The sequence below is a fragment of the Actinoplanes sp. CA-030573 genome, from assembly GCF_050951115.1.
In the GTDB taxonomy this organism is placed as follows: Bacteria; Actinomycetota; Actinomycetes; order Mycobacteriales; family Micromonosporaceae; genus Actinoplanes.
Genome location: NZ_CP192038.1, coordinates 4,069,457 through 4,085,622 on the forward strand (window position 1 = coordinate 4,069,457; position 16,166 = coordinate 4,085,622).

The window sequence follows — 16,166 nt, forward strand, 5'->3', positions numbered from 1 at the left end:
CTCAGGCTGCGGTCAGCATGTGCACGGCCCCGTCCGCCGTCGCGTGCGCCACGCGGCCCTTGCCGGCCGACTTCGCCGCGTACATCGCGGTGTCCGCCTGGTGCAGCAGGGCGTCGATGTCGGCGTGGCCACGCCAGATCGCGACGCCGATGCTGCCGCCGGGCCGGATCTCGGCGCCGCCCACGGTGAGTGGCTCCTGCAAGGCCACCAGCAGCCGTTCGGCGACGGTGACCGCGTCCTCCGGCGCGTCCATGCCGTCGAGCAGCACGGCGAACTCGTCGCCACCGAGCCGGGCGGCGGTGTCCGCCCCGCGCACACCGTCGCGCAGGCGCTGAGCCACGGTCACCAGCAGCTGGTCGCCGGCCGCGTGGCCGTACGTGTCGTTGACCTGTTTGAAGCCGTCGAGGTCGATGAGCATCACGGCGACGTGGCTGCCCCGCCGGGCCCGCAGCAGCGCCTCCTCGAGCCGGGACCGCAGCTGCGCCCGGTTCGCCAGACCGGTCAGGTGGTCGTGGAACGCCTGGTGGTGCAGCGTGGCCGCGTACTCCACGTTGACCAGGCCGAGGGCGGTCTGCGCGGCCAGCGCCTCGAGCGACGGCCGTACGTCCACGGGCAGCTCGCGCGTGCCGCCGACGACCAGGGCACCGTACCGGCGCTTCTCGGTCGAGAGCGGGATGGTCTGCAGCGCCCCGGCGATCACACCCGCCTCGCCGGCGGTCGCGCCCAGCAGCTCGACCGGCACGTTGCCGGCGCCGGTCGTCACCACGTCGCCCTCCGGGCCGGCCAGCGTGACCGCGGACCAGCCGCCGGGCACGTCGCCGAGCAGCTCGTGGGCGGCCTCGGCCGAGTGCCGGCAGATCGTCTCGGCGTCGCCGGAGGTCAGCAGGGTGGTGCCGAGGCGGGCGAAGACCCGTTCCCGGGCGGCGCCCTCCTCCTGGCGGCGGGTGGTCCTGGCCACCACGGCGGTGAACAGGGCCAGCGGCGGCACCCCGGGCGCCTGCTGGAGAAAGGCGGTGACATCGGCGGAGTCGGTCAGCGCGACCGCGCCGAGCGAGCCGGCGAAGGCGACCAGCGTCACCGCCAGCACGTGCCGCCAGGTGCCGAACAGGCCCCGGAACGACACGGTCGCGAAGAGCAGTCCGGTGCTGAACACCCAGTCCCGGCTGCCGCAGCCGATGGCGGCGATCGCCAGACCCTCCAGCGGGATGGCCGCCACCGGGAACGCCATGCGCCGGTAGCCGCGCAGCCACCACCAGGCGAGCAGGACGGCGGCGGCCACGGCGGCGATCCGCACGGGCGTCGATGCCGTGCCGTGCAGCGTGCGAGGCACGCTGCCGGCCACGTTGAAGGTCGCGAAGATCAGGAACAGCCAGCGGATCCGGCCGCCCAGCTGCCTCGGCGGCGCCAGTCGTCGCAGCCAGGAGACGCGGGGACTCATGACCATGTCTTCGGCCGGTCGCCGGAAGTTCTGAGGTGGCTCACCCCAGGTCCGGCAACGCGCTCAGGGCCGGCAGCAGCGCCGCGGCGCGGGCCAGGTCCTCGCCCAGCGGCCGGTCCTCCTCGTCGGCGTCCAGGGCCGCGGCGGCCAGGTCGAACGCCTTGCGGGCCGGGCCGTCCGCCAGCCGGCCGGGGGCCATCCGCAGCGCCCGGACGGCGGCCACCAGCTCGGCCGCCAGCAGGGCCGGGGCGAGCTGGGTCATCGTGCGCAGCGACCGGGCGCCCTGGGTCGCGAAGCTGGCGTGCTCCTCGAGCCCCAGCGAGATGCTCAGCGTGCCCGCCGCGACCGGCTGCATGCCGACCCGGATCTCGGTGAGCAGGTCCTGCACGACGTACTCGCTGATCATGAGGCCGGAGCTGCCGGACGGGCCGGCCGCGAGGAACGCCCGCAAGCCGGTGAGGTCGGGACGCATGAGCAGGCCGAGCCGGGCCGCCGAGAGCGACAGGACCGGCAGGAACGAACCGCGGACGGCGTCGAGATGGGTGGCCATCGTCGCGGTGTGGAACTGCCCATGATGGCGTACGCCTCCGGCCGTCACGAGCGGGTTCTCGGCGGCCGCGTTCAGCTCGGCGGCGAGCACCTCGTCGAGCTCCCGGGCCGCGTGCAGGGCCGGCGCCGTCACCTGGGGCACCACCCGCAGCCCGAACGGGTCCTGGATGCGGGCCGGGGCCGGGCAGCCGCCGACCATGGCCCGCAGCGCCGTGGCGACCGCCGCCTGGCACGGGTGGCCGCGGGCGGCGTGCACCTGCTCGTCGTACGCCTCCGGGTTGCCCCGCAGCGCGAGAAAGGTCAGCGCGCCGACCACCGTCGAAGCCCGCAGTTGTTCCTGGACCCGGTGCAGGGCGAGCGCCGCCGTCGCGACCGTGACCGCGCTCGAGCTGATCATCGGCAGCGCGTCGGTGGCGTCGATGGTGGTGACCGGCCCGCGCCCCGATCGCCAGGGCCGCTCGCCGGCCAGCGTCAGCCCCAGCTCGGCGAGCGCGGCCAGATCGCCGGTGCCGATCGCGCCCCACGAGTGCAGGGTCGGGACCGCCCCCGCGTACAACGCCTCGGCCAGCGCCTGCGCCACCCGCCGCGAGATGCCCGACCCGCCGGCCAGGATCTGGTTGAGCCGGGTGGCCATGGCCGCCCGCGCCGTCTGGTCGTCCTCGACCGGACCGACCGCCGCGCAATGGCTTCGTAACAGTCGCAGGCCATGATCGACCGCGTCGGACCGCTCGTTACGGTTGGCGCCCACGCCCGTGTTGGCGCCGTAGACGGCACCGTGCGCCCGGGCCGCCAGCAGCAGCGCGTGCCGCCGATCGACCAGGGCCAGCGCGGCCGGGTCGACGGTGACCTCGGCGTGCCCGGAGGCGATGGCGACCAGGGCCGCGACCGTGAGTGTCTGCCCGTCGAGCCGGACCTCTGCGCCCATCGTCGCTCCACCTGTTTTCGCACCGACCCGTTGACATCCTATTCACTACCCCGGAAGTATGAATAGCCGTATTCATCAAGCCGCATGGGGAGACATGATCACCTTCGACGAGGTCGTGAAGATCTATCCCGGCGGCAGCACCGCGGTCGACCACCTGTCGCTCGAGCTGCCGACCGGCAAGACGACGGTCCTGGTCGGACCGTCGGGCTGCGGCAAGACGACGTCGCTGCGCATGATCAACCGGATGGTCCACCCGACCTCGGGCCGCGTGCTGATCGACGGTCAGGACGTGGCCGGCCAGGACGAGGCGTTGCTGCGCCGCGGCATCGGCTACGTCATCCAGCACGCCGGCCTCTTCCCGCACCGCACCGTGCTCGACAACGTGGCGACCGTGCCGATGCTGCTGGGCCGCACCCGCCGGCAGGCCCGCGCCGACGCGCTCGCCGTGCTCGAGCGGGTCGGCCTCGACGCCGGCCTGGCGAGCCGCTATCCGGCCCAGCTCTCCGGCGGCCAGCAGCAGCGGGTCGGCGTGGCCCGGGCGCTGGCCGCCGACCCGCCGGTCATGCTGATGGACGAGCCGTTCAGCGCCGTCGACCCGGTGGTGCGCGAGGGCCTGCACCGCGAGTTCCTGCGGCTGCAGCAGGACCTGGGCAAGACGATCGCGATGGTCACCCACGACATCGACGAGGCGATCAAGCTCGGCGACGTCGTCGCCATCTTCCGGCAGGGCGGCGTGCTGGCCCAGGTCGGCACCCCGCAGGAGCTGCTCGAGCACCCGGTCGACGACTTCGTGGCCGAGTTCGTGGGGCGCGACCGGGGCCTGCGCAGCCTCTCCTTCGACTCGGCGGCGGACCTTCCGGTACGGCCGGTGGCCGACGCCGGGCCCGACCTGGTGCTCGACGAGGCGGGCCGCCCGGTCGGCTGGCGGTCGGCGGCCGGGGTGGCCGGCACCGGGGGCGTCTTCACCACCGCCGACTCGCTGCGGATGGTGACCGACCTGGCGATCAGCTCGCCGGTCGGCATCGCGGTGCGGGTCGGCGCGGACGGCAAGGCCGACGGCATCGTGACCCACCACGACCTGGCCGACTTCCTGACCGCGCGGCGCGGGCAGCGGGCGGCGGAGCCCACCGCATGACGACCTATCTGGCCAACAACTGGGAGACCGTGCTCGCGGCGCTGAAGCAGCACGTGGCGCTGGCGCTGATCCCGGTGGTCATCGGCTTCGTCCTGGCGCTGCCGATCGGCTATCTGGGCGTGCGCTTTCCCCGGCTGTACCACCCGCTGGTCAACACGTGCGGCGTGCTGTACTCGATCCCGTCGCTGGCTCTCTTCGTCTTCCTGCCGGTGATCCTCGGTACCAAGATCCTGTCGCCGCTGAACATCGTCGTGGCACTCACCATCTACACCGTGGCGCTGCTCGCGCGTACGGTCGCCGATGGTCTTCGCTCGGTCGATCGCCTGGTGGTGCAGTCGGCCACCGCGATGGGCTACCGGCGGCTGCGGCGGCTGGTCGACGTCGAGCTCCCGGTCGCGTTGCCGGTCATCCTGGCCGGGCTGCGGGTGGCCACGGTGGCGAACATCAGCCTAGTGAGCGTCGGCGCGCTGATCGGCATCGGCGGCCTCGGCCAGCTCTTCACCCGCGGGTTCCAGCTGTTCTACGTGGAGCCGATCCTGGTCGGCATCATCCTGTCGGTGCTGCTCGCGGCGGTGGCCGACCTGACGATCGTGCTCATCCAGCGGGCCGTCACGCCGTGGACCCGCTTCCAGGCGAGCGGACGGGGTGCGGCGTGAACCTCTCGTACCTCTTCGACCCGGCGCACTGGAGCCTGACCACCGACGGCAGCATCCCGCAGCTGATCCTCTCCCACCTCTGGTACGTGGCGCTGGCGCTGCTCATCGGCACCGCCATCGCCCTGCCGATCGGGCTTTGGATCGGCCACACCGGCCGCGGCTCGTTCCTGGCCATCAACGCCGGCAACGCGGGCCGGTCGCTGCCGACGCTCGGCCTGCTCATGCTGATGGTCACGCTGCTCGGGCTCGGCCTCACCCCGGTGCTCATCGCGCTCACCGTGCTGGTCATCCCGCCGATCCTGACCTCCGCCTACGCCGGGGTGCGCAACCTCGACCACCGGGTCGTCGACGCGGCCAAGGGCGTGGGCATGCGGCCCTGGCAGGTGCTGACCAAGGTGGAGCTGCCGATGGCGCTGCCGGTGCTGATGAGCGGCGTCCGCAGCGCCGCCCTGCAAGTGGTGGCGACCGCGACGGTGGCCGCGGCGGTCGGCCTCAACGGGCTCGGCCGCCTACTGATCGACGGCCTGGCCGTCAACGACTACTCCCGTGTGCTGGCCGGCGCCATCGTCGTCGCGGTGCTGGCCGTCGTGCTCGACCTCGTCCTGGCGCTGGTGCAGCGCCGGGTCGTGTCCCCGGGCCTTCTCCCCAAATAGAAAGGCAATTCCATGTTGCGTACGCGTTGGGCCGGCGCCGTTGCCGCCACCCTTACCCTGGCCCTGGCCGCCTGCGGCGCCAACAACGACCCGCTCGGCAACTCCGGTGGCGGAAGCAGCAACTCGCCGTCCACGGTGACCGTCGGCTCGGCCAACTTCGCCGAGAGCGAGCTGCTGGCCGAGATCTACGCCCAGGCGCTGGAGGCCAAGCAGGTCCAGGTCAAGCGCCAGTTCAACATCGGCGCCCGCGAGCTCTACCTGAAGGCGCTGCAGGACGGCTCGATCGACCTGCTGCCCGAGTACAACGGCGCCCTGCTCTCGGCGCTGAGCAAGGGCGGCGCGCCGCAGGGCGTGAGCACCCCCGAGGACGTGCTGGCGGCGCTCAAGAAGGTGCTGCCGGCCGGCACCGAGGTGCTCGACCAGTCGGCCGCCGAGGACAAGGACACGCTGACCGTCACCCAGGCCACGGCCACCAAGTACAACCTGAAGACGATCGACGACCTCAAGCCGGTGGCCGGGAAGCTGACGATCGGCGCCGGCCCCGAATGGCAGGAGCGCTACCAGGGCCTCAAGGGCCTCGAGTCGCTGTACGGGGTGAAGTTCAAGACCTTCAAGCCGCTCGACGCCGGCGGCCCGCTGACCCTGAACGCGCTGCTCAAGGGCAACATCGACGTCGGCAACATCTTCTCCACCGACTCGGCGATCGCCACCAACAAGCTGGTCGTGCTGGGCGACCCGCGCAACCTCTACCTGGCCGAGAACGTGCTGCCGCTGATCCGCAGCCAGGCCAGCAACCCGACGGTGAGCGGGGCGCTCAACGCGGTGTCGGCCAAGCTGACCACCGAGAACCTCACCACGTACCTGGCCAAGGTGCAGGTCGACAAGCAGGACACCGCGGCTGTGGCCAAGGCGTTCCTGACCGAAAACGGCCTGGTCTGACGCTGCTTCTCGGGGCCGCCCGTCACGGCAAGTGGCATCGCCACCGACGGGCGGCCTCCTCGTCGGACGAGAAGATCAGCCGGCCGTGGCGTCAGGCTGCTGCTGAGCGTGCCTCCCGCGACTGCCGAAACTCCAGAGCCTCGGGTACCTCCTCGTTCTGCAGGAGGTTTCCCGCGAGCTCGGCCAGCAGCGTCTTGGCCTCTGCCGGGGTCGCGTAGAAGAACTCGCGACGCTGGTTGACCCGGTTGACGCGCTTGTCCGCCAGACGGGCGTGCATCGCGGCTTCTATCCCGACCGCGTCGTCGGAGAAGAACAGCGCGTGCACATCAAAATTGAAGGGGACCGATGCGTCGCTCAGCTCCCGGACGCGATCCATGGGATCCAGGCGTCGGGTCAACCCTACCTTGATCATGGACTCTCCGAACGCGCCGATGTTGGAGATGACGTAGACGTAGCCGGCGCGGATATTCGCCGCCCGGTAGTCGACGTCTCGGATTGCCGTGTCGATTTGAGCGAGGCGTTCTTCCAACTGGCCGGCACCCTGGACGTCGCCCTTGGCCTGCAAGGCGGTCAGCGCATTCAGGTAGTGAGCGCGTTCCTTGTCAAGTCGTGCCCGTTCCCGCTCGATTTCCTGCTGAACTTTGCGGTCTTCCCGAAGTCGTGCCTTCTCCTCACGTTCGCGTTCCTTCTCCTCCGCTACCTTCTGCACGTAGTCGGCGGTTAGCTGCAACTCCCGAATCCGCAACCGGTGGTATGAGTCGGTGATCCGGATGTCCATCGTCCTCCCGAGCCGGGCGATGGTGGTCGCGACCTTTCCCAGTCGTTCCACGGCGGAGTCCAGCTTGAAGGGCTTCATCCCGCGGACGAGGTTGTCGGCCTCCGCGTTGTAGGCGCGCAGCATCAGTTTCGAGAAATCCCGGACCATGGTGCGGCCCTGCGCTTCGGACCCGTTTACCGTCCATCCCTTCGCCGCCTGGACCGCTCCGCCGTCGGCCTTCACCGCGGCCTTGATCTGGTCTTGCAGGCTCGCGAGAGCAGCCTGGTAGGCCAGCGCATCGGACAAGGGATGTTGGTACCGGTAGACGCCGACCTCCTGCAGCAGCGCAGTCTCCTCCGTGACGACGATCTGCTGCCGCACCTCAGTCAACCGTGCGTTCGCCGCCGACTCCTGCCGGGCCAGCCCATCCAATCGGGCTTGTGCCTCGGCAATCTGCTCGGCGAGCTGCGTCTTGCTGTGTGCCGTTTCCTCGGCGGTCTGCTTGCGCGTCTGTTCCCGGTACTGCTCGAGTTCGATAGCGGACAACACGCCGAGCCGTTTCATGTCGGCCCGCAAGCCGTTCAACTCCGACGTCAGGCGTTCGACCTCGCCGGCGAGCTCCCGCGCTTTCCCTCGCGCGCCGAAGAACCCGATGCTCGAATCAACCGAAGAGGACTCGGGCTGAGCCTTTGCCGGTGGCGGGCTCACGTCAACCGCCGTCGGGACCGTCCCGCCGGCCATCGGTGGCGGCGCAGGCGAAGGCACGGCCGGCGGGGCGGGTGAGTCCTGCACCCAGAATTGCCACCCGGCGGGAGCGGCACCCCAAGCCGGGTCAGGCGTCCATCCCTCCGGAGGCATCCATCCGGGAGGGGGTGTGGGCCAGTTCGGTGGGGCGTTGAATCGGTAGGCCACAGGTCATCTCTCAGTGATCGAACGGAGACTGACCGTATCAACGCCCGAAGGCGGTTCTCATCGTGCATTCGGTCGACTTGCGTCGGTGGTACAGGTGAGTTACGACCCGGATCGGGAGCGACGCTGATCATTCAGCGGCGCGGCGCGCATTGCCGACTTGGGCTCATCCGTCTACTTAGGAGGTGGCTTCGGTGGGCCGATGTCACGAGTACCGGTTGGGTTGCGCGTGATCCGGCCGGGCGTGTCCACCCGGGAGCGGTCGGCGCGCGCTGAGCCGCGGCCGGGCGCCACGTCCGCGCACCGCCTTGTGGCGCCAAGCGCTTCACGCTCCGCTACGACGCTGCCCAGCGTGGTCGAGGAACTGACCCGGCTGATCGGCCGTCTCACATGCGCGGTACCGGGCCGCTGCTGTCGCGGACCACCAGCTCGGTGGGCAGGACGACGTGCTCGGCGGGGGCCTCGGCGCCGGTCCTGGCGCGCTCGATGGCGGCGGTCAGGGCGGCCGCCGCGGCGCGGCCCTTGGCCGCGATGTCCTGCCGGACCGTGGTCAGCGCCGGGCGTACCTGTGCCGCCAGCGGGTTGTCGTCGAAGCCGACCACCGACAGCTCGCCGGGGACGTCGATGCCCAGCTCGGCGGCCACCTGCAGGGCGCCGTAGGCGACCGCGTCCGAGAAGCACAGCACGGCGGTCGGCCGGTCGGGGCGGTCGAGCAGCAGCCGGGCGCCCCAGCGGGCCTGCTCCAGGCCGGTGCCGTCCTGGCGGGCCGTGAGCAGGTCGGCGCCCGCGGGAGTCAGCTCGTCGAGCCAGCCGAGCAGGCGCTGGCGGGACGCGTGTCCCTCCAGGATTCCGGGGTCGTCGAGCAAGCCGTACGGGCCGTGCGTCCCCGACACCAGCAGGCCGATGCGCCGGTGGCCCAGGTCGAGCAGGTGGCGGGCGGCGGCCCGGGCGCCGCCGCGGTCGTCGACGTTGACGCTCGGGATGTCGTCGGCCGGGTCCTGGTCGACGTAGACCAGCGGCAGGCGCCGCCGGTGCAGGAAGTCGACGGCGCGCGAGGTCCAGTCGCACGAGTAGAGCAGCGCGCCGTCCATGGCGACGTCGCGGGCGGGGACGATGTCGCCGTCGTCGGCGGACGTCAGCAGCGTGAGCGACAGCCCGGTGGGCGCCAGCTCCTCGGCGATGGCGCCGAGGAAGCCGGTGGCCACCAGGTCGGTGAAGGCGAAGCGCAGCGAGTGGGTGAACATCACGCCGACCGCGCCGGTGGTGCCCTTGGCCAAGGCGCGCGCGGCCGGGTCGGGCCCGACGTAGCCGAGCTCATGCGCGGCGGCCAGGATGCGCTCGCGCAGCGGGGCGGAGAGCTGGTCGGGCTTGGAGAACGCGTTGGACACGGTCATCCGGCTCACGCCCACCCGATCGGCGATGGTCTGCAGTGTCACGCGTGCCGCCACCGCGTCACCATAGCTCCGCCCCGCGCCGGCGGCCGTCAGGCGCGGGCCGGTTCGCGCGGCGCGATCGAGCGGGCGAGGCGGATCAGACCGCGGGCCAGGGCGGCCCGTACGCGATGGACGCGGGGCACGCGCTCCACCTCGGGCCGGGCCGGCGCGTCGGGCGCGGCATCGGCGAACTGGCGGCGCACCTGGTCGACTCCGATGATCACAGCGATGGGAAGATTCATGACTACCTCCTTCTATACCGGTACAGTAACCTTCGCTTCTGTACCGGTCAAGAAGGATGCGAGGATGACTTGATGATCGAGGTCGTGTCACTCGTCGATGCCGAGCCGAGCCGGGTGTTCGACCTGGAGCTCGACGTCGACGTCCATGCCGGGTCGCTGGCCGGCAGCGGCGAGACGGCGGCGACGAGCACCGGCCGCCGGCAGCTCGCCCTCGGCGACGAGGTGACGTTCCGCGCCCGTCACCTCGGGGTGCGCTGGCGCATGACCAGCCGCATCACCGCGTACGAGCGGCCGCACCGCTTCGTCGACGAGCAGGTCCGCGGGCCGTTCCGCGCGATGCGGCACGAGCACTGGTTCGAGGACCTCGGCGACGGGCGCACGAGGATGACCGACCGGATGACCGTCCACGCACCCCTCGGGCCACTCGGCGCGCTGGTGACCCGGGTGCTGCTCGCCCCGTACCTGCGGCGGTTGCTGAAGCGGCGCGCCGCGCACATCGCGACGCTCGTCCGCATCTCCGCCGAAGGAAGCGCTTAGGCTGCAAAGATGGTCCGGGATGAGCTGCTGCGGCTGCGGGCGGGCGCGGAGGCCGAGGCGGCGACGCTGGCGCGGGACCTGGAGGCGCTGTTCGCGGCGTCGCGGGACTCGAACGCGGACGACGAGCACGACCCGGAGGGCGCCACCATCGGCTTCGAGCGGGCCCAGCTGACCGCGCTGCTGACCGCCGCGCGGGATCGGATCGCCGAGGTCGACGACGCGCTGCGGCGGGTGGACGCGGGCACGTACGGCGTCTGCGAAGGCTGCGGGCAGCCGATCGCCGCCGAGCGGCTGGCCGTGCGGCCGTTCGCGCGGCTCTGCATCACCTGCGCCTGAACGCGGTGACGGCCCGATGGGCCCGGCGAAGAGCGCGGCCTGAGCCGTCACCGAGCCGACTCCCGACCGCCTTCTGCGGTGCCACCATGATGGACATGACTACTCCCGGATCCGCTGGTTCCGGCACCGACCACTGGTTCTGGCAATACGCGGTGGTCGTGGTGCTGCTGCTCGGCTTCGCCGGCCTGGCCGCTTACCTGATGTGGGTCGCGGACGGCACCGACGCAGCGTGGCAACGCCGCGTCTACGTCTTCGGCGCCGTCGAGGCGGTCGTCTTCACCGCGGTCGGCTGGCTCTTCGGCAAGGAGGTGCATCGCGCCGAGGCGGCGTCGGCCCGGCAGGACGCCGCCATCGCCAAGGACGACGCCGAGGCGGCCCGCACCGAGGCGAAGGAGGCCGCCGCCGTCGCGGCCGCGGCCGAGCGCAAGGCCGTGGAGGAGGAGACGAAGGGTCACGCGGTGCAGGCCGCGGTGTACAGCGCGACCTCGTCCGACGGCGAGGGGCCGGGCGAGGTGGCTTTCGGCGGCGGCGCGGCGGGTGTGAATCTCCGGGCCCTGGTCGACCGCTTGTACGGCCCGCCGTCCCGTTAGGCCTCCGAACGGCTCTCGCCGGCGTTCTCGAGTATGGCCATCAGGGCCGAGATCCGGGACGGCTGCATGCGACCACCCTCGCTGGCCGAGTCGATGATGCTTTCGAGGGTCTCCCTGTCCAGGTCGGCCACCGGCGAGGATCGCGCGAGGTACTCGAGTAGGTCTTCCTTCGAGATCGTCCCGAGAGCGACTCTCCGATCGAAGGTGATGCCGAGTAGCTCGTCGCGTGCTGCGGCCACGACCAGGAGACGGCCCGCCACGCGTCCGATGTGGGTGAGCCACTCACGGACGACGACCTGCGCATCCACCCTCGCGTCGTCGAGAGCGTCGAAGATCATCACCATCGGATGGCGGACGGTCCACGCCGCGATGTCGCGGTTGAAGGCATCGACCAGGCGGTCCTCTTTGACGAACGTGCCGGGCACACCACGGCTGAGCTCGTCGTAGGCGACAAAGGCCTCGGAAGCGGATGCCTGACCCGATCGCCCCTCGGTGGCCTCCCGCAGCTGCCCGACCAGCTCGGCCGCGTTCTCGATGCCGCGTCGCCGCACCTCCAGGCTCGCCACGAGGATGCCGTCGGCGATGCACGAGCGCGCGAACTGTGCCAGCAAGGCCGTCTTGCCGGTCCCCGGTCCGCCGGTGACCAGCACGACGTGGGGGCGAGAGCTGTCCGCGAGCGCACGGCGCAGCTGCTCCAGCTGGGTGACCCGGTCAATGAACAGGGGCGCCCGTGGTTGCGGGCGGATCTGGATGCGCATGCGGCGTCCGTCCAGCAACTCCAGCCGTACGGCGTTCTCCCGCACCGGGACCACCACCTCGTCATCGGGGTAGATGCGCACCGGAATGCTGTTCCTGCCGTCGACCACGGTCACCACGACCGGACGGGTAGCCGGCACCGAGACCGGGATCGCGTGCAGCCCCGGCGCGCCGAAGTGGATGGAGCCGGAGCGTCGCTGAACCCACAGGTCCGTGGTGGGGACGAAGTCCAGCAGCCAGGCGAGCCAGTCGCGGCTCTCCGGCGGCACCGCGTCCAGTTCGCGGATCTGACCGTCGAGGTGGGCGCCGGCCGCCACGACCGCGACCGCGCCGGCCGGGCTCGCGCGGACCACGGCCGGCAATCGGGTGCAGGCGGCGGCCAGCCAGCGTGCGATGCCGGTCGTCGCGGTGCGATCGTTCCGGCTGACCTCGCGCAGCTCGGCCAGGGCGGCGGCCAGCAGCTCCTCGATCTCGTCGAGCCGGTCGGTCCCGAACGTGCTCAGGTAGTTGATGCGCTCCTCCAGCCGTAGCGACCAGGGCGCATCGCGGTGATGCGAACGGATCAGCCGCCAGGCTCTCTCCCGCAACTCGGGCTGGTCGGCCAGGCCGGGACGCAGCAGCTCGGCCGTCCCCGGATCCAGGCTCAGCCCCCACGGCCCGGCCGAGGCTACGACGCTGCTGAGCCACAGATCCGCCTCGGCCTCCGGTCCGAGGCGAGCGGACGTTCGCACGGCGCGCAACAGCGGGGGCTCGATGCGCACGGCCAGCGACAGCGGCCGGGCGAGAGCGACGACGCCGGCCGCCTCCTCCGTCAGCCGGGTCAGGCGGTCGCCGTTCATGTCCGCTCCCGGGCCGGCCGGATGGCGCGCCGGATCGTCCGTACGCTGGTGCCGGTCGACCAGCCGATCACCGGCGCGCCGAGGCGTCGAGCGGGGGTCGCCTCGGCCGGGCAGAGAAACGTCAGCGGGTTGCCGGCGCGGCGGGCGTCGTCCACCAGCCGCCGCCACCGGCCGATGAGGCCCGGGTCGGCGGCGCCCCGGCCGAAGAGCGTGACCACGAGGATCGGCGTGCCGGGCGGCGGGCGCCGGTACGGGCGTCCGAGCAGCTCGCCGGGGGCGGTGACGCCCTGCGGATCGCCGGGATGCCGGGCGAACCAGCGTTGGGCTACCAGGTCGCCGGGCATGATGGCGCGCAGCTGAGCCAGCAGGCGCAGCACGTCGCCGCGGTACGGGGTCATCTCCGGCGCCGTGTCCGCGAGCACCTGGAGGCCGCGGGCCGTGCTGTTCACGACCCGGCGGGGGATGACGGTCAACGGCTGCCCTCTCGAGATACGCCGCACCGCCCGGGCCTCGTCGATCTCGCCGACCAGAAGCGGCATCGCGGCCAGCGCCCGGACGAGGGCCGGCTCCGCACCGGAGCGGAACAACGACGGCGGCGGGGGTGGCGGCGGCGCGGGCCGGAGGAGATCGGCCAGCGAGCCTCCGGGGCGTGGCGCGCGCGCAGTTGCCCGGCGGGGCAGCTGCTCCACGTCGATGGCGACCGGTGTCTCGCCGGACGCGGGCGGCGGCGCCGCACGCCGGGCGGTCCCGGCCGACTCGGCGCCCGCCACCTCCGGCCGGCCCGGCCCGGCCCGGGCGCCGGCGCGCGATCCGGTCCACGGGCGCACCGCCGGTGGCTCGCGGTTGCCGAAGAGCAACTCGTCGAGCAGGTCCATCCGGTCCACGTCGGGCTCCAGCGCGTGCAGGACGCGCGCCACGTCCGGTAACCCGGTGACCGCGAGACGGCGGGCGCTCATGCCGGCTCGAGCGGCGGCTTGCGCAGCGCGAACTCCATGAGCTGATCCCACCGCTGCCCGCCGGAGTCCCTCACCTGCAGGCTGATCGCGGCGGCGACGGCGTCGAGGAACTCGGCGGGATTGGGCTCGTGGCCGCTCTCGCCCCGGGTCTCGCGGATGGCGTGGTACGCCTTCAGCACCTTCTTGATCAGCGCTGGGGTGGCCTTGGCGCCGAAATGGGCGGCGGCGATCGAGGCCAGCCGGTCGTCGAGGGGGTGCGGCAGTCTCAGCACCACACAGCGGCGCAGGAACGCCGGGGCCAGGTCCCGCTCCTCGTTCGTGGTGATCATCACCAGGGGGGATCGTTCGGCATCGACCGGCAGCGGCGGTCCGCCGACGTCGGTCACCGGGAAACGAAGAGCCCCGAGCGGAAGGAGCAGATCATTGGGCACGTCCGGATCGGCTTTGTCGATCTCGTCGATCAGCACGACCGCGTCCTTCCCGGTACGGGGCGACGGGTCGGGAACCGGATCGAGGCCCCGCTCGGCGAGCTGTGCGCTCGTCAGTCCCCGCGACGCCGCCTTGGCCGGCGCCAGCCCCCACCACAGCGGCCCGGGGACGACGTAGTCGAGCGGGTCGCCGGCGCCGCCGCCGCTCGCGTCGCTCAGCCGGCGGACGGCGTCGAAGGACCACAACAGGTCGGCGGCCCGGGTCCGGGACGTGGTGACGTGCTCGTAGTACTGCCAGTTCATCCGTTCGGCCACGTCGGCGGCGAGCGACGTCTTCCCGGTGCCGGGCTTTCCCCGGATGAGCAGCGGGCGGCCGGTGACGATGGCGACGTTCACCGCGAACGCGATCCGTCCCTCGACGTCGTACACGTATCCGCTCTCCGGAACGGTGTCGGCGCGGTGCCGGGGTACCCGGGTCCGGGTGGCCACGCCGGTCCGGTCGGGGTCGAAGATCGGTCGATAGCCGGTGCTCATCGTGTCCCCCTCCGATCTCACGACAGCGCGTGCTGGGTCTGGTGGTAGACGAGCCAGGCGTACATGGCGACCGAGGCTTTGACATCCGGCTCGAGGGCCTGATACGCCGGCATGGCCTTGACGTCGTCGCCGGCGGCGGCCGATGACGTGTTGAGGAGCACGAAGGGGTACTCCTGCGCCAGCGCCTCGACCAGGCGTGGATCGAGCGGCATCTGGCGCGGCAGGAGGGCGACCGTGCGTTTCTTGCGGAGAACGGTCATCAGGATCGGGTGCCACTCCTCCTGCCACCGCCGCAGGATGTCGGGCGCCGGATCGGGGTCCCCGAATCCCTGGCTCGACAGGTCCGGGAACTTCGCCGCAATGCCCATGCGCAGGTCGCGTTTGGTGTCGACGGGTATGCCGGTGTCCGGATCGATCTCGTGGCTGTAAGGCCCGCAGTCGACCGGCTCGTCCCAGGGCCGGTCCGAGCTCGCCCGCCGCAGGTAGGCGTTCAGCAGGTCGGTCCCGGACCGGATGTCCAGCACCCGCCCCGGCCCGTCGGCACGGTCGGCCGCCATGGCGACCTGCGCCGAGATCTCCGCCGCCACGTCGGCCGCGATCCAGGCGTCGTCCTGAAAGTCGGTGCACGTTGCCACCAGGTCGAACAGGCGCCGGGCGCGCATGTCGCGGAAGACATCGAAAAGGCCCTGCGCCGTCTCGGCCAGCCCTTCGAGGTCCAGGCGGAACAGCTCCGCGGCGATCTGCCGCGCCTGGCGCTCGGCGTCGCCCGCCAGCCGGTCGTCGAGCTTGAGCCGCTGGGCCAGGGCCTGCCGGGTGCCGTCGCTGTCGACGAGCAGGGCGACGGCACCCCAGTACAGGTCGCGCCACAGTTGCGGGGCGAGGTCGACGAGGTCGGGCACGGCGGCGGAGGCGGCCTCTGGCACGTGCTTCAGCGCCGTCGCGGCGGGGACGCAGAAGGCACCGAGTGCCTTTTCCCGGTCCTGGGTGCGCTTGACCATCCCGACGACATGCCCGGTCTCGAGGTCGAGCACGGGGGAGCCGCTCATCCCGCCGCGGACGCGATCGCCGATGATCCGGAACAGGGTTCCCGTGCCGGCCGCCGCCGGCCCAGCCTCTTCCGGCCCGGCGAAGCGGAAACGGCTGGTGTGTCCGAGCGCCTCGCCGCGGCGGTACTCGTCGGTGTAGCCGTACGCCAGAAGGTTGTCGCTCGGATTCGCCGCCCGCAGGGTGGGAAGAGGACCGTCGTAGCGAGCCGCGGTGAGGCTCAGCAACGCCACATCGGGCAGCGGGTAGTCGTCCGGCGACCCGGCGTCGGGCACGCGGAGCTCGATCCTCACCGAGTCGGTCTCCGGCCCCTCGCCGCCGGTCCACACGACCCGGGTGGCGCCGTGGCCGGCAACCACGTGCGCGCAGGTCAGCAGCGACGTGCCGGTGATGAAGAAGGCCGTGCCGTGGTACTCCCAGCGGCCGGCGCGCCGCCGCTCCACGCGCGCGGTCGCGCGAACCAGGGCCTCCGCGTACGACCATGCCAGGCGACCCATGTGCACCTCCCGG

General features: G+C 72.0%; 16 protein-coding genes. 7 read left to right on the forward strand and 9 right to left on the reverse strand.

Annotated features, from left to right (window positions below; translation table 11 throughout):
• Position 1: 1 nt before the first annotated feature.
• Together ACQP2F_RS18855 and ACQP2F_RS18860 are read right to left on the reverse strand one after the other, a co-directional pair.
• Entirely contained in the window at positions 2-1,438 is a 1,437-nt protein-coding gene (locus ACQP2F_RS18855) for a diguanylate cyclase domain-containing protein (RefSeq protein ID WP_433305725.1), read from the reverse strand.
• 40 nt (positions 1,439-1,478) lie between these two features.
• A complete protein-coding gene (locus ACQP2F_RS18860) occupies positions 1,479-2,912 on the reverse strand; it encodes an aromatic amino acid lyase (protein WP_433305727.1) in 1,434 nt (477 codons plus the stop codon).
• A 94-nt stretch (positions 2,913-3,006) separates the two neighbouring features.
• Between ACQP2F_RS18860 and ACQP2F_RS18865 the strand changes: the two genes are divergently transcribed.
• From ACQP2F_RS18865 to ACQP2F_RS18880, 4 genes are read left to right on the forward strand one after another with little or no spacing between them, the layout of a single operon-like run.
• A complete protein-coding gene (locus ACQP2F_RS18865; RefSeq protein WP_433305729.1) occupies positions 3,007-4,047 on the forward strand; it encodes an ABC transporter ATP-binding protein in 1,041 nt (346 codons plus the stop codon).
• Positions 4,044-4,703: an ABC transporter permease gene (locus ACQP2F_RS18870; RefSeq protein ID WP_433305731.1), complete on the forward strand. Its 660-nt coding sequence runs from the start codon at positions 4,044-4,046 to the stop codon at positions 4,701-4,703. Before ACQP2F_RS18865 ends, ACQP2F_RS18870 begins: the two co-directional genes overlap by 4 nt.
• A complete protein-coding gene (locus tag ACQP2F_RS18875) occupies positions 4,700-5,356 on the forward strand; it encodes an ABC transporter permease (protein WP_433305733.1) in 657 nt (218 codons plus the stop codon). The genes ACQP2F_RS18870 and ACQP2F_RS18875 overlap by 4 nt, the downstream gene beginning before the upstream one ends.
• Before the next feature lie 12 nt (positions 5,357-5,368).
• Positions 5,369-6,295, forward strand: a complete 927-nt coding sequence (locus tag ACQP2F_RS18880) for an ABC transporter substrate-binding protein (protein ID WP_433305735.1) — start codon at positions 5,369-5,371, stop codon at positions 6,293-6,295.
• Between the two features lie 91 nt (positions 6,296-6,386).
• On the opposite strand, the gene ACQP2F_RS18885 is transcribed toward ACQP2F_RS18880, so the two are convergent.
• The 3 genes from ACQP2F_RS18885 to ACQP2F_RS18895 all read right to left on the reverse strand — a co-directional run bounded on the left by ACQP2F_RS18885 (position 6,387) and on the right by ACQP2F_RS18895 (position 9,636).
• A complete protein-coding gene (locus tag ACQP2F_RS18885; protein WP_433305737.1) occupies positions 6,387-7,760 on the reverse strand; it encodes a DUF4041 domain-containing protein in 1,374 nt (457 codons plus the stop codon).
• Between the two features lie 587 nt (positions 7,761-8,347).
• A complete protein-coding gene (locus ACQP2F_RS18890; protein ID WP_433305739.1) occupies positions 8,348-9,409 on the reverse strand; it encodes a LacI family DNA-binding transcriptional regulator in 1,062 nt (353 codons plus the stop codon).
• A gap of 35 nt (positions 9,410-9,444) precedes the next feature.
• The gene (locus tag ACQP2F_RS18895; RefSeq protein ID WP_433305741.1) at positions 9,445-9,636 is read right to left on the reverse strand and encodes a hypothetical protein; all 192 of its coding nucleotides are present in this window, start codon (positions 9,634-9,636) and stop codon (positions 9,445-9,447) included.
• A 72-nt stretch (positions 9,637-9,708) separates the two neighbouring features.
• Here ACQP2F_RS18895 and ACQP2F_RS18900 point away from each other — a divergent pair, with 72 nt between their 5' ends.
• The 3 genes from ACQP2F_RS18900 to ACQP2F_RS18910 all read left to right on the forward strand — a co-directional run bounded on the left by ACQP2F_RS18900 (position 9,709) and on the right by ACQP2F_RS18910 (position 11,099).
• Complete coding sequence (locus tag ACQP2F_RS18900) at positions 9,709-10,173, forward strand: SRPBCC family protein (protein ID WP_433305743.1); 465 nt, start codon at positions 9,709-9,711, stop codon at positions 10,171-10,173.
• Between the two features lie 9 nt (positions 10,174-10,182).
• Positions 10,183-10,509, forward strand: a complete 327-nt coding sequence (locus tag ACQP2F_RS18905; protein ID WP_433305745.1) for a TraR/DksA family transcriptional regulator — start codon at positions 10,183-10,185, stop codon at positions 10,507-10,509.
• A gap of 95 nt (positions 10,510-10,604) precedes the next feature.
• Entirely contained in the window at positions 10,605-11,099 is a 495-nt protein-coding gene (locus ACQP2F_RS18910) for a hypothetical protein (RefSeq protein WP_433305747.1), read from the forward strand.
• Here ACQP2F_RS18910 and ACQP2F_RS18915 read toward each other — a convergent pair.
• From ACQP2F_RS18915 to ACQP2F_RS18930, 4 genes are read right to left on the reverse strand one after another with little or no spacing between them, the layout of a single operon-like run.
• Complete coding sequence (locus ACQP2F_RS18915; protein ID WP_433305749.1) at positions 11,096-12,694, reverse strand: AAA family ATPase; 1,599 nt, start codon at positions 12,692-12,694, stop codon at positions 11,096-11,098. The two genes, ACQP2F_RS18910 and ACQP2F_RS18915, sit on opposite strands and share 4 nt — an antisense overlap.
• Positions 12,691-13,650 carry a hypothetical protein gene (locus tag ACQP2F_RS18920; protein WP_433305751.1) on the reverse strand — a complete coding sequence of 320 codons (960 nt, stop codon included), beginning with the start codon at positions 13,648-13,650 and terminating at the stop codon, positions 12,691-12,693. Before ACQP2F_RS18920 ends, ACQP2F_RS18915 begins: the two co-directional genes overlap by 4 nt.
• Positions 13,647-14,612: an AAA family ATPase gene (locus tag ACQP2F_RS18925; RefSeq protein WP_433305753.1), complete on the reverse strand. Its 966-nt coding sequence runs from the start codon at positions 14,610-14,612 to the stop codon at positions 13,647-13,649. Before ACQP2F_RS18925 ends, ACQP2F_RS18920 begins: the two co-directional genes overlap by 4 nt.
• 17 nt (positions 14,613-14,629) lie before the next feature.
• A complete protein-coding gene (locus ACQP2F_RS18930; protein WP_433305755.1) occupies positions 14,630-16,153 on the reverse strand; it encodes a S1 family peptidase in 1,524 nt (507 codons plus the stop codon).
• Between the last annotated feature and the right edge of the window lie 13 nt (positions 16,154-16,166).

Bases quoted from the DNA above. Each gene is read 5' to 3' on its own strand.
- ACQP2F_RS18910 (WP_433305747.1), top strand. From the start codon at position 10,605: ATGACTACTCCCGGATCCGCTGGTTCCGGCACCGACCACTGGTTCTGG.
- ACQP2F_RS18905 (WP_433305745.1), top strand. From the start codon at position 10,183: ATGGTCCGGGATGAGCTGCTGCGGCTGCGGGCGGGCGCGGAGGCCGAG.
- ACQP2F_RS18870 (WP_433305731.1), top strand. From the start codon at position 4,044: ATGACGACCTATCTGGCCAACAACTGGGAGACCGTGCTCGCGGCGCTG.
- ACQP2F_RS18900 (WP_433305743.1), top strand. From the start codon at position 9,709: ATGATCGAGGTCGTGTCACTCGTCGATGCCGAGCCGAGCCGGGTGTTC.
- ACQP2F_RS18865 (WP_433305729.1), top strand. From the start codon at position 3,007: ATGATCACCTTCGACGAGGTCGTGAAGATCTATCCCGGCGGCAGCACC.
- ACQP2F_RS18895 (WP_433305741.1), bottom strand. From the start codon at position 9,636: ATGAATCTTCCCATCGCTGTGATCATCGGAGTCGACCAGGTGCGCCGC.
- ACQP2F_RS18930 (WP_433305755.1), bottom strand. From the start codon at position 16,153: ATGGGTCGCCTGGCATGGTCGTACGCGGAGGCCCTGGTTCGCGCGACC.
- ACQP2F_RS18860 (WP_433305727.1), bottom strand. From the start codon at position 2,912: ATGGGCGCAGAGGTCCGGCTCGACGGGCAGACACTCACGGTCGCGGCC.
- ACQP2F_RS18920 (WP_433305751.1), bottom strand. From the start codon at position 13,650: ATGAGCGCCCGCCGTCTCGCGGTCACCGGGTTACCGGACGTGGCGCGC.
- ACQP2F_RS18915 (WP_433305749.1), bottom strand. From the start codon at position 12,694: ATGAACGGCGACCGCCTGACCCGGCTGACGGAGGAGGCGGCCGGCGTC.
- ACQP2F_RS18925 (WP_433305753.1), bottom strand. From the start codon at position 14,612: ATGAGCACCGGCTATCGACCGATCTTCGACCCCGACCGGACCGGCGTG.
- ACQP2F_RS18855 (WP_433305725.1), bottom strand. From the start codon at position 1,438: ATGAGTCCCCGCGTCTCCTGGCTGCGACGACTGGCGCCGCCGAGGCAG.
- ACQP2F_RS18880 (WP_433305735.1), top strand. From the start codon at position 5,369: ATGTTGCGTACGCGTTGGGCCGGCGCCGTTGCCGCCACCCTTACCCTG.